28 protein-coding genes and 1 pseudogene are annotated in these 22,771 nt (G+C 62.2%); 16 read left to right on the top strand and 13 right to left on the bottom strand.

What is annotated here, in order from left to right; translation table 11 throughout:
• Positions 1–47 precede the first annotated feature (47 nt).
• The 6 genes from FJ980_RS08340 (at position 48) to FJ980_RS08315 (ending at position 4,519) form a co-directional block, all read left to right on the top strand.
• Positions 48–764: an ABC transporter permease gene (locus FJ980_RS08340; protein ID WP_140542437.1), complete on the top strand. Its 717-nt coding sequence runs from the start codon at positions 48–50 to the stop codon at positions 762–764.
• Complete coding sequence (locus FJ980_RS08335) at positions 761–1,585, top strand: ABC transporter permease (protein WP_140542436.1); 825 nt, start codon at positions 761–763, stop codon at positions 1,583–1,585. Before FJ980_RS08340 ends, FJ980_RS08335 begins: the two co-directional genes overlap by 4 nt.
• Positions 1,586–1,763: 178 nt before the next feature.
• Complete coding sequence (locus tag FJ980_RS08330; protein WP_140542435.1) at positions 1,764–2,633, top strand: NAD(P)-dependent oxidoreductase; 870 nt, start codon at positions 1,764–1,766, stop codon at positions 2,631–2,633.
• Between the two features lie 6 nt (positions 2,634–2,639).
• Entirely contained in the window at positions 2,640–3,344 is a 705-nt protein-coding gene (locus FJ980_RS08325) for a DNA alkylation repair protein (RefSeq protein ID WP_140542468.1), read from the top strand.
• Positions 3,304–3,882: a GNAT family N-acetyltransferase gene (locus tag FJ980_RS08320; protein WP_140542434.1), complete on the top strand. Its 579-nt coding sequence runs from the start codon at positions 3,304–3,306 to the stop codon at positions 3,880–3,882. The genes FJ980_RS08325 and FJ980_RS08320 overlap by 41 nt, the downstream gene beginning before the upstream one ends.
• 64 nt (positions 3,883–3,946) lie before the next feature.
• Positions 3,947–4,519 (top strand): DUF3299 domain-containing protein, encoded by a 573-nt coding sequence (locus FJ980_RS08315; RefSeq protein ID WP_140542433.1) that lies wholly within the window; start codon positions 3,947–3,949, stop codon positions 4,517–4,519.
• A 22-nt stretch (positions 4,520–4,541) separates the two neighbouring features.
• Here the strand turns inward: FJ980_RS08315 and FJ980_RS08310 are convergent, their stop codons facing one another.
• From FJ980_RS08310 to FJ980_RS08295, 4 genes are all read right to left on the bottom strand, one after another.
• Complete coding sequence (locus FJ980_RS08310; protein ID WP_006205209.1) at positions 4,542–5,033, bottom strand: Lrp/AsnC family transcriptional regulator; 492 nt, start codon at positions 5,031–5,033, stop codon at positions 4,542–4,544.
• 107 nt (positions 5,034–5,140) lie between these two features.
• Positions 5,141–5,758 carry a uracil-DNA glycosylase family protein gene (locus FJ980_RS08305; protein ID WP_140542432.1) on the bottom strand — a complete coding sequence of 206 codons (618 nt, stop codon included), beginning with the start codon at positions 5,756–5,758 and terminating at the stop codon, positions 5,141–5,143.
• Positions 5,759–5,786: 28 nt separating this feature from the next.
• On the bottom strand, positions 5,787–6,398 hold the full coding sequence (locus FJ980_RS08300; RefSeq protein WP_140542431.1) for a glutathione S-transferase: 612 nt from the start codon (positions 6,396–6,398) through the stop codon (positions 5,787–5,789).
• A gap of 47 nt (positions 6,399–6,445) precedes the next feature.
• Positions 6,446–7,069 carry a thermonuclease family protein gene (locus FJ980_RS08295; protein ID WP_140542430.1) on the bottom strand — a complete coding sequence of 208 codons (624 nt, stop codon included), beginning with the start codon at positions 7,067–7,069 and terminating at the stop codon, positions 6,446–6,448.
• Positions 7,070–7,145: 76 nt separating this feature from the next.
• On the opposite strand from FJ980_RS08295, the gene FJ980_RS08290 reads away from it, so the two are divergent.
• Complete coding sequence (locus FJ980_RS08290; RefSeq protein ID WP_140542429.1) at positions 7,146–8,669, top strand: HAMP domain-containing sensor histidine kinase; 1,524 nt, start codon at positions 7,146–7,148, stop codon at positions 8,667–8,669.
• An 11-nt stretch (positions 8,670–8,680) separates the two neighbouring features.
• On the opposite strand, the gene FJ980_RS08285 is transcribed toward FJ980_RS08290, so the two are convergent.
• A complete protein-coding gene (locus tag FJ980_RS08285) occupies positions 8,681–9,679 on the bottom strand; it encodes a nicotinate-nucleotide--dimethylbenzimidazole phosphoribosyltransferase (protein ID WP_140542467.1) in 999 nt (332 codons plus the stop codon).
• A gap of 161 nt (positions 9,680–9,840) precedes the next feature.
• Here FJ980_RS08285 and FJ980_RS08280 point away from each other — a divergent pair, with 161 nt between their 5' ends.
• The gene (locus tag FJ980_RS08280) at positions 9,841–10,071 is read left to right on the top strand and encodes a DUF1289 domain-containing protein (protein ID WP_140542428.1); all 231 of its coding nucleotides are present in this window, start codon (positions 9,841–9,843) and stop codon (positions 10,069–10,071) included.
• 10 nt (positions 10,072–10,081) lie between these two features.
• A complete protein-coding gene (locus tag FJ980_RS08275; RefSeq protein ID WP_140542427.1) occupies positions 10,082–10,786 on the top strand; it encodes a TIGR02281 family clan AA aspartic protease in 705 nt (234 codons plus the stop codon).
• 45 nt (positions 10,787–10,831) lie between these two features.
• On the opposite strand, the gene dusA is transcribed toward FJ980_RS08275, so the two are convergent.
• The gene (gene dusA / locus FJ980_RS08270) at positions 10,832–11,830 is read right to left on the bottom strand and encodes a tRNA dihydrouridine(20/20a) synthase DusA (protein WP_140542426.1); all 999 of its coding nucleotides are present in this window, start codon (positions 11,828–11,830) and stop codon (positions 10,832–10,834) included.
• Positions 11,831–11,945: 115 nt separating this feature from the next.
• Between dusA and FJ980_RS08265 the strand changes: the two genes are divergently transcribed.
• From FJ980_RS08265 to FJ980_RS08255, 3 genes and pseudogenes are all read left to right on the top strand, one after another.
• On the top strand, positions 11,946–13,007 hold the full coding sequence (locus FJ980_RS08265) for a site-specific integrase (protein WP_140542425.1): 1,062 nt from the start codon (positions 11,946–11,948) through the stop codon (positions 13,005–13,007).
• Positions 13,008–13,114: 107 nt separating this feature from the next.
• A pseudogene (locus FJ980_RS08260) lies at positions 13,115–13,406 on the top strand (hypothetical protein); the annotation flags it as partial.
• 758 nt (positions 13,407–14,164) lie between these two features.
• Entirely contained in the window at positions 14,165–14,446 is a 282-nt protein-coding gene (locus FJ980_RS08255) for a hypothetical protein (RefSeq protein WP_140542424.1), read from the top strand.
• Positions 14,447–14,620: 174 nt separating this feature from the next.
• Here the strand turns inward: FJ980_RS08255 and FJ980_RS08250 are convergent, their stop codons facing one another.
• From FJ980_RS08250 to FJ980_RS08240, 3 genes are all read right to left on the bottom strand, one after another.
• A complete protein-coding gene (locus FJ980_RS08250) occupies positions 14,621–15,409 on the bottom strand; it encodes an alpha/beta hydrolase (protein ID WP_246676358.1) in 789 nt (262 codons plus the stop codon).
• Between the two features lie 212 nt (positions 15,410–15,621).
• Positions 15,622–15,867: a hypothetical protein gene (locus FJ980_RS08245; protein ID WP_140542422.1), complete on the bottom strand. Its 246-nt coding sequence runs from the start codon at positions 15,865–15,867 to the stop codon at positions 15,622–15,624.
• Between the two features lie 371 nt (positions 15,868–16,238).
• On the bottom strand, positions 16,239–16,568 hold the full coding sequence (locus FJ980_RS08240; protein ID WP_140542421.1) for a DUF768 domain-containing protein: 330 nt from the start codon (positions 16,566–16,568) through the stop codon (positions 16,239–16,241).
• Between the two features lie 194 nt (positions 16,569–16,762).
• Here FJ980_RS08240 and FJ980_RS08235 point away from each other — a divergent pair, with 194 nt between their 5' ends.
• Positions 16,763–17,296: a DUF4142 domain-containing protein gene (locus FJ980_RS08235; protein ID WP_140542420.1), complete on the top strand. Its 534-nt coding sequence runs from the start codon at positions 16,763–16,765 to the stop codon at positions 17,294–17,296.
• A 220-nt stretch (positions 17,297–17,516) separates the two neighbouring features.
• On the opposite strand, the gene FJ980_RS35920 is transcribed toward FJ980_RS08235, so the two are convergent.
• Entirely contained in the window at positions 17,517–17,690 is a 174-nt protein-coding gene (locus tag FJ980_RS35920; RefSeq protein ID WP_348640650.1) for a hypothetical protein, read from the bottom strand.
• A gap of 241 nt (positions 17,691–17,931) precedes the next feature.
• Here FJ980_RS35920 and FJ980_RS08225 point away from each other — a divergent pair, with 241 nt between their 5' ends.
• Positions 17,932–19,104, top strand: coding sequence for an acyltransferase (locus FJ980_RS08225; protein ID WP_140542419.1), 1,173 nt, complete (start codon positions 17,932–17,934; stop codon positions 19,102–19,104).
• A gap of 64 nt (positions 19,105–19,168) precedes the next feature.
• On the opposite strand, the gene FJ980_RS08220 is transcribed toward FJ980_RS08225, so the two are convergent.
• Entirely contained in the window at positions 19,169–19,486 is a 318-nt protein-coding gene (locus FJ980_RS08220; RefSeq protein WP_127234358.1) for a YMGG-like glycine zipper-containing protein, read from the bottom strand.
• A gap of 155 nt (positions 19,487–19,641) precedes the next feature.
• Positions 19,642–19,902, bottom strand: a complete 261-nt coding sequence (locus tag FJ980_RS08215) for a type II toxin-antitoxin system HicB family antitoxin (RefSeq protein WP_140542418.1) — start codon at positions 19,900–19,902, stop codon at positions 19,642–19,644.
• Positions 19,903–19,967: 65 nt separating this feature from the next.
• Here FJ980_RS08215 and FJ980_RS08210 point away from each other — a divergent pair, with 65 nt between their 5' ends.
• Positions 19,968–21,542, top strand: coding sequence for a recombinase family protein (locus FJ980_RS08210; protein ID WP_140542417.1), 1,575 nt, complete (start codon positions 19,968–19,970; stop codon positions 21,540–21,542).
• Positions 21,530–22,372, top strand: coding sequence for a plasmid partitioning protein RepB C-terminal domain-containing protein (locus FJ980_RS08205; protein WP_140542416.1), 843 nt, complete (start codon positions 21,530–21,532; stop codon positions 22,370–22,372). The genes FJ980_RS08210 and FJ980_RS08205 overlap by 13 nt, the downstream gene beginning before the upstream one ends.
• Before the next feature lie 9 nt (positions 22,373–22,381).
• Here the strand turns inward: FJ980_RS08205 and FJ980_RS08200 are convergent, their stop codons facing one another.
• Positions 22,382–22,651 (bottom strand): hypothetical protein, encoded by a 270-nt coding sequence (locus FJ980_RS08200; RefSeq protein WP_140542415.1) that lies wholly within the window; start codon positions 22,649–22,651, stop codon positions 22,382–22,384.
• Positions 22,652–22,771 lie beyond the last annotated feature (120 nt).

Raw genomic sequence — 22,771 nt, 5'->3', positions numbered from 1 at the left:
ACCGCCCTTAAATCCTTCCGGGATCGCCACGGAGACACGACCCGTCAATGCCGGCCCAAAGCATTTGGACACTTCTCAGCTGGGGACCGGAGGGCTGGAGTGACGATATTGCGTCTGGCGTTCTGGTCACCATCGCGCTGGCGCTCGCCACACTGCCGATTGGCCTGGTGACCGGCTTTTTCGTCGCCTTCGCCAAGCAGCATGAAGAATCCTCGCTGCGCCTGGCCGGCAACATCTACACCACGGTCTTTCGCGGTCTGCCCGAACTGGTGACGCTGTTCCTGTTCTTCTTCGGCATGCCGCTTCTCCTGCAATATGTCGTGCGGCTGTTCAATCCCGACGCGACGATCAACGTCAACAGCTTCATCGCCGGCATGATCGTGCTGTCGCTGATCTTTTCCTCTTATGCCAGCGAGGTCTTCCTCTCCGCGTTCCGCGCCATTCCGAAAGGCCAGTATGAGGGCGGTTACGCCATTGGCCTATCGAAATGGCAAACGATGCGGCTCATCGTCCTGCCGCAGCTGATACGCATCGCTTTTCCGGGCCTCGAAAATTGCTGGCTAAGCCTGCTCAAGGACACATCCCTGGTGTCGGTGGTCAATCTCGCCGAGACCCTGCGCCAATCCGGCGTCGCCGCGCGCGTCACCAGGCATGCCTTCCTGTTCTACAGCGTTGCGGCGCTGATCTTTCTGGCGCTGGCCGTCCTGTCGTCGATCGCCACGAGCTACACCCTGCGCTACCTCGGACGGAGGGAGGCGCGGTGAGCGTCAGCCAGGCCATCGCCATCGACAAGCCGCCTCCGCAAGCGCGCGGGTGGTCGCGAGCCCGTATCCTCGGCTACGCGCTGGTCGGCATCTGGGTGCTGTTCGGCGCCGGCATCGTCGCCTATCTGGTCTATGCCTGGAACGCCGAATTCTTCGCCAGATACGCTCCCGCCTATCTGCAGGGCCTGGGGACCACCCTATCGCTGGTGAGCATTTCGATGGTCGTTGGCGCGCTCCTGTCGCTGCCGGTCGCCTATGGCCGCATGTCGAAGAACCCGATCCTGTCCGCGCTTGCCTATTGCTACGTCTATTTCTTCCGCGGCACGCCGCTGCTCGTGCAGACCTACCTGGTCTATTACGGCATCGGCTCGTTCCGGCCTGAGCTTGAGACGGTCGGGCTGTGGTGGTTCTTCCGCGAGGCCTTCTATTGCGGCGTCTTTGCCTTCTCGCTCAACACCGCCGCCTATCAGGCGGAAATCCTGCGCGGCGCCATCGAAAGCGTGACGCGCGGCCAATGGGAAGGTGCGGCCTCGCTCGGACTGCACAGATTGCAGACGTTGCGCAAGGTGATCATGCCCCAGGCGATCATCGTCGCGCTGAGGCCCTATGGCAACGAGCTGATCCTGATGATCAAGGCCTCGGCGATCGTCGCCATCATCACCGTCTACGACCTGATGGGCAACGCCAAGCTCGCCTACGCAAAATCCTTCGACATCCAGGCCTATATCTGGGTGGCGATCGTCTATCTGGTGATGGTCGAGATCCTGCGCCATGGCGTCGAGTGGATCGAGCGCCGCATCACCGTCCATCTGCATCGCTAATGCATGTCGCCTAAAAGTGCGCAGCGGTTTTAGGGGAAACGACATGCATAAAACAAAGACTTAGATCGCCACCCCGGCCGTCTGCACCAGCCGAAGCGGCTCTGCGTGCCTTGACGAATTTTTCGCTTGGCCTAGACCTTCCGCCACTGGAAACTGTGTTTTGTTGGAAGGCAGGCTTATGGCATCGGTTGCATTTCTCGGTCTTGGCGTCATGGGCTATCCGATGGCCGGGCACCTCAGGAACAAAGGCGGCCATGACGTCACCGTCTACAACCGCACCAAGGCAAGGGCCGAGCAATGGGTGGCCCAGCATGGCGGCAAACTGGCGCTGACGCCGTCCGAGGCCGCGGCGGGCAACGACTTCGTCTTCTCCTGCGTCGGCAATGACGATGATCTGCGCTCGGTCACCACAGGTGCCAACGGCGCCTTCGCCGCCATGAAGAAGGGCGCCGTCTTCATCGACAACACCACAGCGTCGGCCGAGATCGCGCGCGAGCTTGACGACGCCGCGCGCAAGGCGGGCTTCTCCTTCCTCGACGCGCCGGTGTCCGGCGGCCAGGCCGGCGCCGAGAACGGCGTGTTGACCGTCATGGTCGGCGGCGATGAGGCCGCCTTCGACGAGGCAAGGCCTGTCATCGACGCCTACGCCCGCATGGTCGGCCTGATGGGATCGGCTGGCGCAGGTCAGCTGACCAAGATGATCAACCAGATCGCCATCGCCGGCCTCGTCCAGGGCCTGGCCGAAGGCATCCATTTCGGCAAGAAGGCTGGCCTCGACATCGAGAAGGTCATCGAGGTGATCTCCAAGGGCGCGGCCGGTTCCTGGCAGATGGAGAACCGCCACAAGACGATGAACGCCGGCAAATACGATTTCGGCTTCGCCGTCGATTGGATGCGCAAGGATCTCGGCATCTGCCTGGCGGAGGCCAATCGCAACGGCGCCAAGTTGCCGGTGACGGCATTGGTCGACCAGTTCTACAAGGATGTGCAGGACATGGGCGGCAAGCGCTGGGACACGTCCTCGCTGCTGGCGCGCCTGGAAAGATAGGTGACGATGCCTCTGCCCGATCCGAGCTGGAGCGCCGACGACATCGTCGCTCATTTGCGTTCGGTCGGCACCGAGGACAACCGGGTGGGCATGGCGCGCTTCGGCATCAACACCGCCAGCGCGCTCGGCGTCGGCAATTCACAATTGCGGCCGCTGGCGCGCAAGCTGAAGAAAAACCACGAGCGGTCGCTGCAGCTCTGGAACAGCGGCATCCGCGAAGCGCGGCTGATGGCCGCCTTCACCGGCGAGCCGAAGAAGGTCGATATCGATCAATGCCGGCGCTGGGCCGCGGATTTCGACAGCTGGGAGATCGTCGACACCGTTGCCGACCTGTTCGCCGAAACACCGTTCTGGCGTGAATTGATCGACGAGTTCGCTGGAGACGAACGCGAATTCATTCGCCGCACCGCCTTTGCCATGCTGGCCTGGAGCGCGGTGCATCTCAAGAAAGAGCCGGACGCGACCTTCCTCGCCTATCTGCCGCTGATCGAGAAGCATGCCGGCGATCCGCGCAATTTCGTCCGCAAGGCGGTCAATTGGGCGCTGCGGCAGATCGGCAAGCGCTCAATGAGCCTGCACGCCCCTGCCCTTGCGCTGGCGGAAAGATTGGCGGCATCGTCCGACAAGACGGCGCGCTGGATCGGCAAGGATGCGGTGAAGGAACTGACGGATGCCAGACAGCTCGAAAGGCTCGCAGTCGCAAAAGCCTGACCTTGCCGGGATTCGGTTCGTCGGGGTGACGCCAGAGACACGCGCCGACTTCGAAAACCTGTTCGAGCAGCCCGGCGCACCGAAATATTGCTGGTGCATGGCCTGGCGCCGTTCCACCCGCGAACACATTCAGAACGACGAGAGGAAGCGCATGATGATGGCGCTCATCGACAAAGGCACCCCGGTCGGCATCATCGCCGAGATGGACGGCAGGCCGGTCGGCTGGTGCTCGGTGGCGCCGCGCGAGACCTACCGGAAACTTTCAAAGCAGCAGGACGACAGCGAGACCGGCATCTGGTCGATCGTCTGCTTCTATGTGCCGAGGGCATTGCGCGGCGGCGGACTGGCCTCCGCTTTGCTTGACGCGGCGATCGACCATGCCTTCAGCAAAGGCGCGCGTGTCATTGAAGCCTATCCCGTCGATGAGGCAGCACCCAGCTACCGCTTCATGGGTTTTCGCGACATGTTTACTACGAGGGGCTTCCATGAGACCGGTACCGCCGGCACGCGCCGGCATGTGTTGCGGCTGAACCGTTGAGCATGGATCGGTCACGACGCTTTTACTCGATTCAGCAAATGGACTGGCGGAGGATGGAGCGACCATGAGCAAGCGTTTCAAGTCATGCGCGGCGCTGGCGGCTGCGCTCCTCCTCGCAGCCACGGGAGCCGATGCCGCGGCCGATGTCGCGCATATCTTCTGGAAGGATCTGCGCCCCGCGACGCAAGCGATAGCCGCAGACGCGAACCTGCCGATGATCGCGGCAAAACTGCCCGACCATGGCGAGACCTTGTCGCTCAATCTGCAGGATAAGACGATACAATTAGCCGGCTATGCATTGCCGGTCGATCGTGACGGCGATCTTATCTACCAGTTCCTGCTGGTGCCGTGGACGGGCGCCTGCAGCCACATGCCGACGCCGCCACCGAACCAGATCGTGCTGGTGAGCCCGGCGCATCCCTACAGGATGAAAGAGGCTTACGAACCGGTCGCCGTCACCGGCGTGCTGAAGCCCGGCATGGAGAAAAGCCAGCTTTTCATCCTTGATGGCGTCTCGATGGTCCAGTCGGGCTATACCGTACGCAAGGCCGAGGTGGCGAGCGTCGACAGCGTGCCGGACACGGTTACGCTCCCGGTCAACTCGCCGTGGAATTTTCTCAACAAAAAGAAGAACTAGGGCCGATCGGGCGTGACCGGTGTCACGCCGCGTTCGCGCCCGATTCCTTGTCCAGCACCATGTAGTCGAGCGGAATTTCGGTCGTGTACTTGATCTGCTCCATGGCGAAGGACGACGAGACGTCGCGGATCTCGATCTTGGCGATCAGCCGCTTGTAGAAAGCGTCGTAGGCGGCGATGTCCGGAACCACGACGCGTAAGAGGTAATCGACGTCGCCGCTCATGCGGTAGAACTCGACCACTTCCGGGAATTCCTGGATGACCTCGGAGAAGCGCCGCAGCCATTCATGGCTGTGCGAATTGGTGCGGATCGACACGAAGACGGTGACGCGCACATTGACCTTCTCATGATCGAGGATGGCGACGCGACGCTTGATGACGCCTTCTTCCTCGAGTTTCTGGATGCGCCGCCAGCATGGCGTCGTCGACAAGCCGACTTTCTTGGCGACATCGGCGACCGCGAGCGTCGCGTCCTCCTGCAAAAGGCGGAGAATTTTTCTATCGAGGCGATCCATGGGAGGCTCCAGGGGAATAGTTTGGCTATAATCCCTTTTATCAGAGCCTTTCACAAGAAAGAAATTCTGCCGATGGCGGTAAATGCGAGTGATTTCTTGCAGAATGCCTAATCGATGCGATAGCGGATTTCTGCCCTCAGGAAGGGTAGCAAATCCATTTCAAACCAGGGATTCTTCTTCAGCCAGCCGGTGTTTCGCCACGATGGATGCGGCAGCGGCAGCACTTTCGGCAGGGACGGTCGATCCCATATGGCGCGCCAGTTCCTGACCGTCTCGGTCAGTGACGGCAGGCGTGTCGTGCCCATATGCCATGCCTGCGCATAACCGCCAATGGTCAGCACCAGGTCGATCTGCGGCATCAGCGCCATCAGGTCCGGGCGCCAGGCCGGAGCGCATTCGCGACGCGGCGGCAGGTCGCCGCCCTTGGCATCCTGTCCGGGAAAGCAAAAGCCCATCGGCACGATGGCGAATTTTTCGGCGTCGTAGAACTCCTTGCTGCTGACACCGAGCCAATCTCTCAGCCGGTCTCCCGAAGCGTCGGTGAACGGCATGCCCGACACATGCACCTTGGTGCCCGGCGCCTGGCCGGCAAGCAGGATGCGCGCCGTGGAGGACGGCTGCAGCACCGGCCGCGGCTCATGCGGCAAAGGCCGGCCAAGCGGCTGGTTGACGCAGATGCGGCAGGCCCGCACCCTTTCGACGAGGCGCGGCAGCGGTTCGATCATGTCCGGCGGATTGTCCAATTGCTGTCACTCAGGCCATCGCGCTTGGCCGGCTTGTAAGCGCCGCATACCAGCGCAGCACGTTCGTGCATTCCTCCGGTACCTTGATACGCGCTGGTTTCATGAAGTCGATGGCGATCATGCCGGTGATGTCGGCGACCGAATAGGCATCGCCGGCGGCGAATTCGCGCTCCGCCAGTTCGTCGTCGAGCAGGTGCAGGAATTCGATCGCCTTCGGTTTGTTGGCCTCGCCCCATTCCGGAATTTGCGGCACTTCCCATTCCTTCATCGCCGGATGGATGTGCCGGAAAGCGGCGGCGACGCTGCTCATCAGGTTCAATTCCAAGCGTCGTTGCCACATCTCGACTTTTGCCTTGCCGAGCGCGCCCGTGCCGAACAGCGCGGGCTCGGGATGCAATTCCTCGAAATAGCGGCAGATGGCGATCGATTCGGTGATGATGGTGCCGTCGTCGAGCTCGAGCACCGGCAGGCGCCGCAGCGGATTGCGCTTAGCAACCTGCTCGCCGCGATGCTCCAGCGCGCCCATGTCGACAGGCACCAGCGGCACCGTCAGCCCCTTCTCGGCAAGGAAGATGCGCACGCGCCGGGGATTGGGCGCGCGGCCGCCATCGAACAGCTTCATTTCATCCTCCAGCTTCTCCACCGGATCATAGGGCGCGGGTCAGCCCATCACCAGAAGCGAACAAATTCGCGCAACGCATCGCCGAACGAGGCCAGCACGCCGTGCTTTCTCTCGACCGGCGCGCCGTGATGGCTGTCGCGCCAGTCCTGCGGCTCCGCGAAAGTGCCTGCCCAGATGCCGGCCTTGGCCGCTCTCGCCGCTGCTTCCTCGGTCTCAAAGCCGCCGAAGGCAACCGCCCATCCGGCCTGCACCTGGGCCTGGTTTAGGTCGGTGTCGCCTGCCTTGCAATCGCCGAGCAGGCGGCCGTAGCGGTCGCGCTGCCAGCCGCTGCAGACAACAGGCCTGCCGGCGATCAGCCGTACCAGCGACTGCCGCGCCAGCTTGCCGCAGGGATAGTCGGCGCCGGCCTTTTGGCAGGTCTGCTGATACTCCGGAGCATCGATGCCGCGCATGCGGATGCGCTCGGCCCCGAGCGTGATCGAATCGCCGTCATTGACGATCGCCGTGCCTTGCTCCTGGCGCCTCTCGAAGCGGTCGAGGCGTGCCGCCACCAGGATGAGCAACCCAAGCAGAAGGATGGCAAGTCCGTAGTCCAGCAGCTTGCACCAGAGGCTGCGCGGCGGGCTCGCCGCATAGGGTCGGCGCGGTCCCCGCGGCCCGAAACGGCTCATATGGCAAACAGTCTCTTAATCATTCGAACGTAGCTTAACGAACTGACAGTCGCTGCGCGCAGAAATTGAAGTCTGTATGCCTTTGCAACGCTCGAACACAGCGGATAAATTTATTGTGGACCGCCGTAAACCGCACCGCAACAGCGATGTGGCGCGCGCGGTGCGCAAGACGCGCGACCGCCTCTCGCAGCAGGCGGGCAGCCTCGATTTCGACCGTGAGCTGCTGAAGCTGCATGCGCGCGCCATGTCGGTCAGCGCGCTCGCGATCCCCTTGCTCGTGCTCGCCGTGGCGGCCATCGGCCGGCTGGCGGGTCTGGACAGCCAGATCACCATCTGGGCCCTGTCGACGCTGCTTTGCTACACGATCGTCGCGTTCATGGCGCGTCGCGTGGAGCGGACCGAGGCGGCCGAACTCGACCCGGCGCAGACGCGTCGCGACTTTCTGATCGGCCATTTCCTCTGCGGCCTCGGTTGGGCGTGGTTCGCCTGGGTCGGCTGCGCCACATGCCAGATCGACCAGTTCCATGTTGCCAAGGCCATGGTGCTGCTGATCGCCATGGCGACGACGGCCGTGATGGCCTCGTCGCTTGGCGGCGCGCTGTTCGCGACCTTTGCCATTCCCGTTGCCGTTTATGTCTACACCGTCATGCGCCTGTGGACGCCGATCGAGGCCACGATGGCGGCCTTGCTCATCGCGGCGCTTCCCTTCTTCGGCTACGTCGCGCGCCATCTCAATCAGGCTTCGCTGATGCTGCTCTCCTTCCGTTCGGAGAAGGACGCGCTGATCGCCGAGCTGGAGACGGCGAAATCGATGTCGGATGAAGCAAGGCGGCGCGCCGAGGACGCCAATCTGGCGAAATCGCGTTTTCTCGCCTCGATGAGCCACGAGCTCCGGACGCCGCTCAACGCCATCCTTGGCTTCTCCGAAGTGATGGCCAATGAAGTGCTGGGGCCGATGAGCAATCCGACCTACCGCGATTATGCCCATGACGTGCATGAGTCCGGACAGCACCTGCTCGACCTGATCAACGAGATCCTCGACCTGTCGCGCATCGAGGCCGGCCGCTACCAGCTCAACGAGGAGCCGGTCGTGCTGGTGACCATCGTCGAGGACTGCTGCCACATGATGGAGCTGCGCGCCCGCAACAAGGACATCCGTATCATCCAGGAGTTCGAGGAGACCCTGCCGCGCCTCTTCGCCGACGAGCGTGCCGTCAGGCAGATCACGCTCAACCTCCTGTCCAATTCGATCAAGTTCACCCCGTCCGGCGGCGAAGTGCGCGTGCGTGTCGGCTGGACCGCCGGCGGCGGCCAGTACATTTCGGTCAAGGACAACGGCCCGGGCATACCGGAAGAGGAAATCCCGGTGGTGCTTTCCGCCTTCGGCCAGGGCTCGATCGCCATCAAGAGCGCCGAGCAGGGAACCGGCCTCGGGCTGCCGATCGTGCAGGGGCTGCTTGCCATGCATGGCGGCGAGTTCGAGCTTCATTCCAAGCTGCGCGAAGGCACCGAGGCGATCGCCATCTTCCCGTTGAGCCGGGTGATGGAGGAATTGCCGGCCTTGCCGACCAAGACGGTCGCCGCGCGCGGACGCCGCTGAGTCGCCGGGCGCTAAAGCCGCACAGCCAGCGCCATGCCCGAGCTGGTCAGTGCCGCGGCCTTGACGATGCCGGCGGCGAGAGCAGCCCCTACCCCTTCGCCATGACTGATCCCGAAATCGAACAGCGGCCGCAATCCGAGCCTTTCGGCCGCCTTGGTGTGGCCGGGTTCCGGCGACAGGCCGGCAAGCAGGCAATGATCGAGCGCGTCGGGATTGGTCGCGTGCAGGACGGCGGCCGCCGCTGTCGCAGCGAACCCGTCGAGAAGGACAGGGATTTTCTCCATGCGCGCCGCGAGAATGGCGCCGCAGATGGCCGCGAATTCGCGCCCGCCGACCCTGCGCAAAACCTCGAGCGGGTCTCCCAGACCCGAGCCATGGAATGCCAGAGCCCGATCCACGACCTCGGCTTTATTTGCCATCATCGCCGCATCGGCGCCCGAACCCGACCCGACCCAGTTGGCTCCCTCGCCGCCGAACAGGGCGGCGCAAAGGGCGGCAGCGATCGTCGAATTGCCGACCCCGAGATCGCCAAGGCAAAGGAGGTCGGCGCCACCGGCGACCGCTTCCATGCCGAAGGCCATGGTCGCGGCGCAGCCGCGTTCATCGAGCGCGGCCTCCTCGGTGATGTCGCCCGTGGAGATATCCAAGGCGAGGTCGAAGACTTTCAGGCCGAGATCGTTGGCGATGCAGACCTGGTTGATCGCGGCGCCGCCGGCGGCGCAGAGCTCGACTTCATTTGCGGTCGCCGCCACCGGCCGCGGCGAGATGCCGTGCCTGACAGCGCCGTGATTGCCGGCGAAGATCGCCACCAGAGGCCGATTGATCGCCGGCGGCGCGCGCCCGCTCCAGGCAGCAATCCAGGCTGCGACGTCCTCGACGCGGCCGAGCGATTCTTTCGGCTTGTCGGCTTTGGCGAAAAGCGCCCGGACGCGGGCGCTCGCCGCATCGTCGGCCGGCGGCAGGGCCGCCAGAAGGCTTCGGAAATCGTCGAAAGGCTTAGCAGGCATTATGTCGGTCGCGGTTGGTTGCGGAAGTCGCAAGCGGCATAGCCGCCTTCTCCAGCCGGCACAACCGCCTGACGATGCCGCGAACGCGTCGCCTTGCGGCGCAATGCGGAGGGCTTGCATTGCTCCGGCGGTTGCACCATGTGGAATAAAGGCAAGAGAACAGCATGACCGCCATCGAATCTCCCTGCATCCTGGTCTGTTCGATCGATATGAAAACCGGCTTCTGCTTTGGTTGCGGCCGCACGCGCGACGAGATTTCCGCCTGGCTCGCAATGACCCCCGAAACGCGCCGATCAGTGATGGCCGAACTGCCGGCGCGGCTTGAAACGGTCGAGCGGCGGCCGCGCCGCGAAACCCGGCGTACCCGCATGGCGCGCGAGCGCGGCGTTCTGTGAGAAGAAACCGATGAACCGGCTGTTCTGGATCGTCATGGCGGTGATTGGCGCCGGGGTCGCGCTGCTCATGCTCAACAATTCGGCCGGCCGCACTTTCGGCATGAACAACAATGATTTCGGCCGGCTGATCTGGGTCGGCGTGCTGGTCATGGTGATCGGTGCGAGCCTGCTCCGCTCCGGCCGGCCGCTGGGCGATATGGCACGCAATCTCGGCGTCTGGGCCGCATTCGTGCTCGTGCTGATCGCGGGCTACCAGTATCGCTACGAGTTGCAGGACGTGGCGAGCCGCGTCACCGCCGGCTTTGTCCCGGGCAGCCCGTTGGCTTTAGGCGTGGAGAATGGCCGCCCGACCGTCACGCTCGACAAAGCCGACAACGGCCATTTCGAAGCTCGCATCCTGGTCAACGGCACGCCGGTGCGCGCCGTGGTCGACACCGGCGCGACCAGCACGGTGCTGACGTCCGAAGATGCTCAAGCCGCTGGGTTCAACCCGGCGGCGCTTAGCTACAGCGTGGATGTCGCCACTGCCAACGGCATGGCGCGCGCGGCGACGGTCAGGACCGACGAGGTGGCGATCGGCGGCATCGTGCGCAAGGACATGTCGGTGATGGTCGCCGCGCCCGGCATGCTGGACCAAAGCCTGCTCGGCATGAACTTCATCGGCTCATTGTCGGGCTTTGACGTGCGCGGCGACCGCATGATCCTGCGGGACTGACGCGGTCGCGCAGCAGTATGCGGCGCGACACGCATTAACCGACAGTCAGGCCGCCTCGGCTTCCGCCGCCGCGAAATCGATTGCCAAAAACGCGGTCTTCAGCACCTCCGGCCCGGCGCCGGGTTTGTTCGCGTCGGTGGAGAGGATCTGCCGGAAGCGGCGCGCGCCGGGCAAGCCGTGGAACAGTCCGACCATATGGCGGGTAATGTGGCCGAGCCGCCCGCCCCGCTCGATGTGGCGCTCGGCATAGCCGGCCATGGCGTCGATCAGCGCCGAATAGTCGAAGGCGGCAGGCGCCTCGCCATAGAAGGCGGCATCGATGCCGGTCAGAATCCCCGGCGTATGATAGGCCGCGCGGCCGAGCATCACGCCGTCGACATGACCGAGATGCGCCGACGCCTCGGCGAGCGACTGGATGCCGCCGTTGATGCCGATGAATTCGTCCGGCTTTCCGGCCTTCAGCCGGTAGACGCGCGGGTAATCGAGCGGTGGGATCTCGCGGTTTTCCTTGGGGCTCAGCCCCGCCAGCCAAGCCTTGCGGGCGTGCACCCAGAGCGCGTCGGCGCCGGCGGCGAGCACGCCGTCGGCGAGCGTGTCGAGCGCAGGCCCCGGGTCTTGATCGTCGACGCCGATACGGCATTTGACCGTGACGGGGATTTTCACCGCGGCCTTCATCGACGCGACGCACTCGGCGACCAGAACCGGCGTCTTCATCAGGCAGGCGCCGAACGTTCCCGACTGGACGCGATCGGACGGACAGCCGACATTGAGGTTGATCTCGTCATAGCCGAAGGCTTCGCCGATCAGCGCTGCCTCGGCGAGCTTTGCGGGATCCGATCCGCCAAGTTGTAGCGCAACCGGGTGCTCGACATTGTCGAAACCGAGCAGTCTTTCGCGCGCGCCGCGGATGACCGCATCCGCCACCACCATCTCGGTGTAAAGCAGCGCGCGGCGCGTCAGCTGACGGTGGAAGAACCGGCAATGCCGATCCGTCCAGTCCATCATCGGGGCCACGGCCACTGTATGCCCTTGATTTATAAGCATTTTTTATTTAGCATCAAATTCTTAGCTCCTAACGGGCCAAACCGAATTTACGCCAGAATACGACCTTTTTCGCCACGTTTCGATCTCTCAGTGCACACGGAGCGCACACGAAAATATGGCCACCTACACAAAGCTCTCGTCCGGTTCCTGGCGCGTGCAAGTCCGTCGCAAAGGTCGCTACGTCAGCGAGACCTTCCTGCGCCGCGACGACGCACGCCGCTGGGCGACCGAAACCGAACGCCAAATCGATCGTGGAGAGACGCCGACCAAGTCCCGCATTGCGCGTCTTAAGACCTTCGGCGAACTCATCGACCTCCATATCGACGACATGCGCGATGTAGGCAAGTCCCCTCGCCGCTCCAAGGCCGCGGCCCTCGATATGATCCGAAGACATCTTGGCAAGAGCAGCATCGCAGCTCTCGATCGCGAACGGCTCATTCAGTTCGGCCGCGAGCGCGCCGCCCAGGGTGCCGGCCCGATGACGCTCGGTATCGATATCGGCTTCGTAAAGCTTGTCCTGTCCCATGCTGCGGCCGTCCACGGTCTCCCGACTAAGGTGGAATCCGTCGATCTCGCCCGTATCGCGCTTAAGCGCCTCGGCCTGGTCGGCAAGGGATGTGAGCGCGACAGGCGGCCGACCCAGGACGAGCTCGACAGACTAGTCGCTCACTTCGATTTAAACCCACTTCAGATAGCGCCGGTTGGCCGCATTATACGTTTTGCCGTCGCAACCGCGATGCGTCAGGAGGAAATCTGCAAGGCACGTTGGTCCGATCTGGATTCTCGCACGCGAATGCTTCTGATCCGCGACCGCAAAGACCCACGCAACAAGAAGGGGAACAATCAGCGCATACCGCTGTTCGCCGCAACCGGGTACGACGCGTGGGCCATTGTCGAGGAGCAGCGCGCAAGGCGCAGCAATGACGATGATCGAATTTTCCCGTTCAATCATCGGTCAGTCGGCACCGCCTTTCGCCGAGGATGCGCTGACCTTGGCATCCAGGACCTTCATTTTCACGACTTGCGGCACGAAGGCACGAGCCGCCTATTCGAAGCCGGGTTCACTATCGAACAGGTGGCGCTGGTTACGGGACACAAGGATTGGAAGATGCTGCGACGCTACACGCATCTAAAGCCCGAGATGCTTCATACTATCCACGCTGCGAAGGCTGCATAGTTGAGGTGCGAAGCCGCAGCATTAATCGGGCCGCCCTAAGCGCTGATCGCGCAACCTATGGCAGGATTTCAACGGAGCAGCGGTTTTGGAGACCGAGTGGCCTTCTTACCCGCGGGTTGATTAAGCTTGTCGACGATGTGAACGACGGCCGTTTGTTCGGCCCATATCCTCGCGCCGGAAGGTGCCGACAGCATCCAAACCGCGACGCTGGCGATCCGGCAGGGGCTCACCATTGACGAACTTGCGGACACGATCTTTCCGTATCTCACCACAGTCGAGGGCCTAACGCTGGCTGCGGTGGGCTTCGAAAAGGACGTCACCAAGCTCTCGTGCTGTGCCGGGCGAGACTCGACGATTTGTTGCGTCACTGGACAAGAGGGCTTCGACCTCCGCTCATAGGAGGGTTATCGCCCTCTAAATGACGCCTGAAAAACGATGGGAAACCCACTGAGGTTCTGCCGCAAACGCGGAAGATGCCCCGCCTTCGCTTCAACGTGCGACGGGAAGTCGGCTTTGCCACCGAGCGACTGTTGGGACTGAAGGTGCGCGGCCACCAGCGCCGCCTATGGCGAGAAGAACCCTTTGCAGCTCGTGCAGCGCAGTGGCTACCGCGACCGGGATTGGGAGACGGATCCAGCATGGTCGAGTCGCGCATTTCGGGCGAAGAGGCCTATTGTCTTGTCTCTTGAGGAAATGACGCGCCGGCCCAAATCCCTGTAAGCGAGCCGGCGGGAGCGACGCGCTCGAACGGATGACGAGGGCACTTGACGCAACTGCAAAACTTCTCGGCGGGCGCGGCCTGCTTCCGACCCGACGGAGTGACGTCATGCAGTGGTCCTATCCGATCCTCCGTGTGGGCGGCACCGAGATCCACATCCACCTGACCTTCCTGCTGCTGCTCGGCTGGATCGGCATCGCCTATTTCCGGGCGGGTGGAACGTCGGCTGCGATCGATGGCGGCCCCACTCGTGCTGGCCACCGGGCAGAGTGTCGCGGCCGCTCCCGCTGTTCATTTACTCATAGCGCCAGATCACTCGCTTCTCCTAACGGATGTGCACCAGGCGACGGAAAGTGAAGGGTGATCTCAGATTCTTTTAGCGATGCGGAACAAATTCCGCGCATTGGAGTTTGCAACTGCTCCTTGGGGGACTCACGCGATGCTCCTTGCCCTGGACGATGCGATCTCGATGGCTGTTTTGGCCGGCAGAGGCACGGATGCGGAAATCTTCGGAGTGATCGACCTCACCAGCAAAATTGAAGTCCCGATCGGCGCCATCAGCTTAGGCCGCGCCATCCAGTTCGTCGCCAATGCCTCGGTGCTTGGATACGACGTTCGCGGTGCAATGGTCTTATATGGGGAACCAAGAACGCCAAGCTTGAGGATATGGGACTGCGAACACCTTTGGGCGCAATATGGTGGCGCACTTCTCCAGCCATAACGCGAGCGGCCTGGGGGACTGGCAATAGCTCTCGCAGGCTGATCTGATGATCAACGGCGACGAGCGCCATGGAGGTCTTTAGAAGCGTTATCTCGACTGTTGCTGGCTGTCCTTTAAGGGCCTGTGCACCCGCTACCGATCGACACCCCACGGTGCGCGTCTGGAGCTGCCGCATCATAGAGGTTCCAAGACCGGGTCGGCAACACTCGCGAGAGCGGCAACCTTGTCGATCATGGCTAGAACCGCCTGCGGCTTGCTTTGATGCACCATATGTCCGGCAGCCAAGACGATATCCAGCAGCGAGTGGTTTATCTCGGCGTGTAGCCGCAGCGCTTCGGCCTTGGCATCGAACAGCTGATCGCCGGCACCGGCAATTATCCCGACAGGGACGGCAATGTCGGCGTATCGACGATTTGGGAACAGTGCCGACGCCAGCATCAGGAAGGATTCAGCAGAGATGGACCGCAGCTGCGAGGGCCGGCTCGCCAATCCCCTTGTCGTTGCCGCGAACGGCGTCGCGATCATTGCCGGGTGGAAAATCTTCTTCATCGCCCAGCGCCAGTTCAGCCTGACCAGCGAAGGCAGTATGGCGTGGCGTAGCACCGTCCCGATCAGGGGGACCGCTGGCAGCGAGGAGATGGCAAGCGCTAGCCTTGGCGGCGGGTAATGATAACCAGCGACAACGATCACACCGGCGACGGATCGGGGATGCCGACGCGCTATCTCGAGCGCCACGGCGGCTCCCCAGGAATGCCCGACAACGATGTAGCGCTCGACATCGAGTTTTTCCGCCGCGGCCTGGATGAGATCGGCCTGAGCGCCGGCGGTCCAAGATCTGCCTATTGGGCGTGGGCTCATGCCGAAGCCGGGCCTGTCGAAGGCAAGCACGCGATATTTGCCAGCGGCTTCGCCGAAGATGCCACTTGTCATGAAGTCCTCCGCCGAAGCGCCGTTGCCGTGCAAGAGCAGCAACGATTGCCCATGGCCCGCCTCCAGGAAATGCAGCTTCGTTCCGCGGACATGGACGAAGCGCCCAAGCGGGCGTCCGGCCAATGTCCGTCTCGCAAGGAGGTTGTTGTAGAGCGCCAACCCAGCCGTTGCCGCCGCAAGCAACAGAAGCAGGTTCCGCCTGGACTTTGCCGTCATGAGGGCAGTCGCGCCGCTGCTCGCCGCGATCAGGCCGACCCTTTCTGAGGCAGCTTTGTCTCTTCCTCGACCTGATCCCGCAGGCCCTGCTCGGGTTCCTCGTTCTCAATCCCGGGCGACTGCTTTTGCCGCGCGAGCTCGCGATCCACAATCTTGCGCGAGCCTTCCGCGGGATCTTCTTGCGGCCGATCCCTGTGCGTCCCTGTGTGCTGGCCGGTCCGGTCGCTGCTTGGTGCCGATCGGGCGGGATCGTCGTTTTGATGGGGCTTCGTCATCGGATACCTCTGCTGACCAAGTGTCTGCGGCTTGCGGGAAGCAGCTCCGAACCTCTGCGGCTCGCCTTTGTTCCGTGAGCGGCTGGGACGCGCGTCACTCAGCCGCTGGCTCAGTAAGCAGGTAGAACCGACAGCTGCTGCTAGGCGCGCTTCCAGGAATGCGGCACGCGCCCGGTCGCCCCTTGCGTCCCCCTCCGATGTAGCAACAATGTCTAGCAATTCCCCTTTCAGCTTTTTTGTAATTCGAAGCGCTCACGCGGGCTGCTTCGAAGCTGTCTAAGGATCATGGCGGTTCAAGGCGTTGCGCGAGGGAGAACCTGCCCAAAGGCTGTTCTGGACGCGGTGGTCGCGAGGCTGGAGAAGGAGAGCCGCTAGCCGGCCGGCTTCGTGCCACCCTCAGCGTCGCCCAAAGCCTCGGGCTCGACGGCTTCCAGGGCATCGACAACCGGCGCCAGTGAATTCTCCTTATCGGGACCGGATTCCACCTCACCGGTTCCCTCGGGGGTCTTATCGAGAGCGCGTTGGATGGCGTCTTCGATGTTCCCGACCTCCTGCTCCCGCACTTCGCGACCGTAGCCGGCGGCATCGGCATCCTGCTCGAACTGCTGCGCCAGCATCGGAACGCTGACCTCGGTATCGGCGGGCAAGTTTCCGACGTTCTCCTCCAGCCAGCTGCGCAGGAATTCCTTCGTCGCATTCATGGAGCACCTCCTCGCAGCGAGATAACCGGACCATGGCACCGAGGTTCCCGCAAAGCCGAAACGCGCCAGGCCACATGATGCACTGACGTGATGAGCGGCGGACCGTCAGGTAGTTGTGCAGCGCGCCGCGCTCATCTCGGGTGGGGAACAAACCGGCTCGTCTTCGGTTGGAAAATCACAACGGAGACAAATCGATGAAAAAGTTCGCTCTGACGGTCGCCGCGCTCGTGCTGGCGTGGCCGGCCTGGGCCCAATCGACCTCGACCACGGAAAAGACCGGCGTGAATTCGGTTCTGGGCGTTGCGCCGTCGACGCAGGACTTCATCACCGAAGCAGCCACCAGCGACATGTTCGAGATCGAATCCAGCAAGCTGGCGCTCGAACGGTCCGACGATGCGACGAAGGCCTTCGCCAAGCAGATGGTCGCCGACCACGAGAAGACGACCGCCGACTTGAAGGGCCTGGTAACTGGCGGAAAGGTGAAAGCCACGCTTCCCACGGCCATGACCGACAAGCAACAGTCAACCCTCAACGATCTGAAGGCGCTGCAGGGCGGTGACTTCACCAAGCAATATCATTCCGATCAGGTCGATGCGCACAAGGATGCGGTCGATCTCTTCAAGCGCTACAGCCAGGGTGGCGACCAGGCCGACCTGAAGGCCTGGGCAGCGGCGACATTGCCGCATCTGCAGCAGCACCTGGACATGGCGAACGGACTTAACAAGTGAACCTGTCTGGACTTGGCGTAGGTGCGCATGGCATCCCGTGCCGCCAAGCCGGCTCGGTGGGAACCTGGATTGCCCTCACCCGTTCGCGGGCATGGCAACCTTGTAGCTTCGAGAAGCGCTGACCAAGGTCGGCAGTTTGACGTCCCGACCGGCAGCCTTTTGATCTTGGACGGCTACACTGTTTGTTGGTTCGTCTTCGAGCGGGAAACGCGCCTGCTCATCAGACGTGAAGCTCTCTTTCCAAAAGCCCAGACCTCAGCGGATATTCCTCATCGTTGCTGAGGTCTCGCCACAAGCCGTAAGCCCGCACCGGCCCACGGGTATGAGCCTTGGCGCAGGAGTTGTTGCAGCCAAAGGCCTGCACGTCGTTGTCGGCGAAGCCGAATTCGACCATTAGCTGTTTCAGCCCAGCGGGCGTCTAGCGGTTGTAGTCGTGCGGACGCGCATGCACCCGAAACAGGAACGGCGTTGCTAGCATCGCACAGCTGCCAGATCATGCCGCGAATATCGGCGGCAGCTGCTATCGGTCTTGAGCGGTTGCTGTCTGCTTGATGTTTGCCGGAATCGCATCAAGGCTTCTTCTGGTGACATCGCGGGTTGACATTCGTGGCTCGCTCGCCATGCTGCATTGCAGCATGAACAGTAGCCTTACCGAGTCAGCACGCATCGAATGCCTGGACGGCCTTCGCGCCGCCGCAGCGCTGTGGGTGCTGCTAGGTCACTGCTTGCTCCTGACCGGCTGGCATATTCCGGTGCTTGGCGATCCTGCGCTCGGCGTCGATCTCTTCATCATGCTGTCCGGATTTCTGATGGTGTTTCATTATCAGTTGCGCCAGGCCAAGGAGCCTTGGCAACGGCCTGAGACCTGGCTCAAATTCTGGACACGGCGTTATTTCCGCATCGCGCCGCTGTTCTACGTCATGCTGTTCTTCGCACTGGCGCTCGGGCCCTATCTCTATGACTCACGGACGGTCATCGATGCCTTCCTGCAGCGCGCGCCACAGGCGCCCGAGCGCTTTCTCGACGGCAGCCTGAAGAACATCGTCGCCCACCTCACATTCCTGTTCGGCCTTTCTCCGAATCTCGCCTACCGGACGCCGCTGCCGGACTGGAGTCTTGGCCTGGAAATGCAGTTCTACGCAGTCTTCCCGGCGCTCATGCTTTTGGTGCGCCGCTTCGACTGGATCTGGGGCGCCATCATGATTGCGGCGATCGGCATTGGCTGCGTGCTGCTCCTTGGACAACTATCGATCCATTTCCCTATGCCGTCCTTCCTGCCGCTGAAGATCCAGGTGTTCCTTTGCGGCATGCTGCTGGCCGGCATCGTGCATCAAAGCCGGCCGCGGCCGCTCCTGCATCTGGCCCTGGCCATGGGGCTTGCGTCGCTGCCCTTTGGCGACAGCTACGGGCTTTCGAAATTCCTGATACGCGAAGCGCTGGTGCTGGGCTTCTTTGCCCTTGTCCTCTACCGCATGCTGCCCGGCTTGGCGGGCACCGTTTCGAGAAAGATCGCCGTGGCGCTGGGTGGCGGTGTCTTTCATGTTCTGGGCGAGCTGTCCTACAGCATCTATCTCATCCACCTGCTGGTGCTGCAGCCGGTCGCGGCATTCGTCATTGCCCGCTACGGCCAGGAGATGGACGCGCCGCTGCGCTTCGCCATCGTGCTGGCGATCGTGCTGCCGGTGGTCTTGCTTCTGTCGTTCGTCACCTACAGGGTCATCGAAATGCCTGGCCAGCAACTCGGCCGCACGGTCCTGCGCTGGTTCGCCCGGAGGAAGCCGGTGCTGAAGCCGAGCCCCGCTGAATGATCAAGGCCGGCATCGGGGTGGACTTCCTCCCGCCGATCGAAGTCAGCGGGAAGAATCCAGATAATCAATAATTGCCGTTGTAGTACCGGTCGTCGCAGGGCGCGGTATAGATGCGGCCGTAGCGGTCCTGATAGCGGCAGAGCTGGTCGCCGCGGCGCTGCGGCGTGGTGGCCGAGCCGACGACGGCGCCGAGCAGCGCGCCGCTCGCCGCGCCAATCACCGTACTCTTGGTGTTGCCGCCGATCGCCTGGCCGACCAGGGCGCCGCCGGCGCCGCCGATCAGCGCGCCGGTGGTGGCCCGCTGCTGGCCTTCGGTCTGCGTCTCGCAGCCGGCAAGTGCCGCGGTCATGAGCACGGCCAGAATGGCCTTCTTGATGATCATCACTAGAACTCCTTTGAAGCCCCAGGGACTGACGACGGGGGCGAACGGAGCTGAACTGCGGTCGCATTGCGGCGGAACGGCGGCGGAGCCCGCTCACGAAGTGAATCACGGTTTCGCGGCGGTTGAACGCCATGGTTTCCAAAGAGGAAAGACGTTCAGCAGGCGTCAAGCGGAACCATGATCGGAGTGAGCACCCGCCGGTCGGCTTCTGCCATGACCTGCGCAAGGGAAGTGGGATCAGGAACCGCCTCGCCGTCCTCGATCAGGCCTTCAGCGTGAAAGGCCAAAGCCTGTTCAGCTAACTCGCGCGCCTCTTCGAGACTTGCTCCAGTCGTGACCACACCGGGAAAGTCAGGAAAGGACACTCCGTAATCGCTGGCGTCCTCTTTGTGGATCAGCCCGACGTACTGGCGCATTCCGTTCCTCTTGCCGCCCGATCATCGACCGCTAGTTTAAAGCGCCAGCACGACGGCGCAAGACGATGGACAAGGCTACATCGAACCGCACCACTCCTGAAGGGAGGCGGAGGGTTCGCGCTGCGCAATATCTGCGCATGTCGAGAGAGCACCAGACCTACTCGATCGACAACCAGAAAGATGCCATCCGCAACTATGCCGACATAATGGGTTACGATATCGTCGCCACATACGAGGACGCGGGTCGCAGTGGCCTTAAGTTAGGCGGACGCCCTGGCCTTCAACGTTTGCTCGCCGATGTGGAGAGCGGCCGCGCCGATTTCGAAACCATCGTTGTCTATGATGTGAGCCGCTGGGGGCGTTTTCAGAACATCGATGAAAGCGCCTCCTATGAATACCGTTGCCATATGGCCGGCGTTCGGATCGAATTCTGCGCCGAGCAATTCTTGAACGACGGCAGTATCGGCTCGGACGTGCTTAAGGCCATCAAACGCAGCATGGCGGCCGAGCACAGCCGCATGCTCTCGCAAAAGACGTTCATAGGGCAGGCGAGGCTGATCCGGTTGGGATTCCGCCAGGGTGGTAAGCCAGGGCTCGGATTAAGACGCCAGATTATAGACCATTCGGGACGTCCAAAACTTATTCTCTCCGAGCACGAGCAAAAGAGCGTCCACACCGACAGAACGATCTTGGTGCCCGGGCCGGCTGAAGAGGTTGCAACGGTTCGGTGGATCTTCCGTCAGTTCGTCAAAACGCACATGACAGAGCTTGAGATGGCAAGGCTTCTAAACAAGCGCGGCGTGCTGACGGACCTTGGGCGACCATGGAAGCGGGAAACTGCGCGCGGCGTCCTAACCAATGAAAAATATGTCGGCACCAATGTCTGGAACCGGCGCTCCCGCAAGCTGAAAGCAAAGGCAGTGAGCAATCCTCCTGAACAGTGGGTGCGCGCGGAAGGCGCATTCGAGCCGATCGTAGATCGCAGGCTGTTCGATCGGGCTCAAGCCATCCACAGAAAGCTCTATTCGCATCTGCGCGTGAGCAATGATGAGGTTCTGGCTGCACTGAAGAAGGTCCTGGCGCGTCACGGCGCCCTATCCAGCTCGATCATCGACGCTGCGCCTGATTGCCCCAAGGCCAGCTTGTATCATCATCGCTTCGGGAGCCTTCTGAAGGCCTACGAATTGATTGGGTATCAGCCGCCCAAGAACTGGCAGTTTATCACATCGCGAGAGCGACTGGCGTCGCTGCGCACACAGGCGATCGGGGACCTACTGGCCGCGATCGGATGCGTTGGCGGAAAGGCGACCTACGACAGAGAGGCCGACCTCTTGCGGGTCAACGACGAGTTCACGGTTGCGGTCGAAATCGCACGCTGCCGCGCTTCCGACCACGGCTACCCTTTCTGGTCCATGGACACCCAAGGCCAGTCGGTGGCCGACATTTTCACCCTGATCAGGATGCGCCCGGGTGACCTGGTCATTCGCGACTACTTCATTGCCCCCGCTTCTGAAATCGTCGGCAAATCGCAATTGGCCGCGAACAATGGAGCGCAGCTGGACTCCTACCTCTTCTCCACGCTCGACCCCCTCGTCAAGCTGTCAGCGCGAGCCAGTGCGGAGATCCTATGGTGCGGTTGAAGCGTCGTTTGACCCGCGAAGCGGCCTACAACGCGTTGCACGGCAGCGCCCAGAGACACGCCCGCGAAATTGCTGCCGATCAACCTGGGTCGAAGGAGAAGCTGTTCGCACCCAAGCTGTTTCCGGCCTACAGGGCGGCGTGCAGCAGCAAGCGCGATTTCATAAGAGAAACCGAGGAAGCGGAACGCTGCCTGGTCCGTCTGGCTGAAGCGCTTCGCGTAATAGTTAATGACAAAGAGTTTCTCTCGTTGCTCATGTACGAGGGGTTTGCCACCATCCCAAACTGCCTGATGCAAAGGTTACACGACGACGCTACGTTAGAGACGGCAACAGCAAAGGATGCCGGCATGTCGCCTGCAGGCAGCAGCGCGGGCCGGCAACCTGTCAGCGGGATTTGCCCGGACGTCCTCGCTTTCCTCCAGGACTGCTTTGTGAAGGTGAAGATCTTCGGATTACTGCGACATGTGCTCCCGGCCAGGCAAATGGAAATTGCCCGACTGATGGTTGCCATGGAGCGGGTCACATTCACATACACAAAGATCCTTGTCGCCTTTACGCCGCGCCCTCTGCTGGCCGAGGGCTTCGATCCAACGACAATAGCCAACGTGTCTGAAGATCAACTCGGCGCGATGACGCCAGAACTTGGCAGGCTAAGCAGTGAGTTTCTGAGGGCCGAAGAACGGCGTGGCTCTGTGAGGCTGGAACTGGTGGCAGCTCGCCGCTATTTTGAGCATCTGATGGATAATTCCAAGGTGGTGCGCTACCTGGCACACAACTTCCCGGACCAATTTGAAGAGTTTCACGGCTTGTCGCCGACCCCAATTAGGTAGGCTCGATGCTCACTCATCCCGCCAGATAACCCGTTTCTCCCAACGGATCTGAACCAGGCGCCTATATCGGATCGTGTGCGCCTGCTGTCCGGTTGGATGGAATAGCTCGGCGTTCATCCACTCGCGGCTGCCGCATTTCTGGCACCTAACCTTTTCCCGAACCTCGTCGATCGTGACGTTTCCAATAACCTCGCGCAGCTCGAGCGGCTTGTAGAAGCGCTTGAGGTTGCACTTGCCACAGCTGATTCCGGCCACCTGCCCGGCCTCATGAGCATGCATCAGCGTCCAAGCATGGCCTCGTGGCCACTTTTCGGGTTGTTCCGGCATCCCCTGAAATGAGGAACATATTCCCATGCGGTCAAGGGGTGTCTTGACTCTTTGTTCTCTTTTCGTTCACTG

Origin of the sequence: Mesorhizobium sp. B1-1-5 (assembly GCF_006443065.1) — a bacterium.
GTDB lineage: Bacteria > Pseudomonadota > Alphaproteobacteria > Rhizobiales > Rhizobiaceae > Mesorhizobium.
The sequence above is the reverse complement of the archived record's forward strand: the minus strand, read 5'-3'. Positions and strand labels throughout refer to the sequence as shown.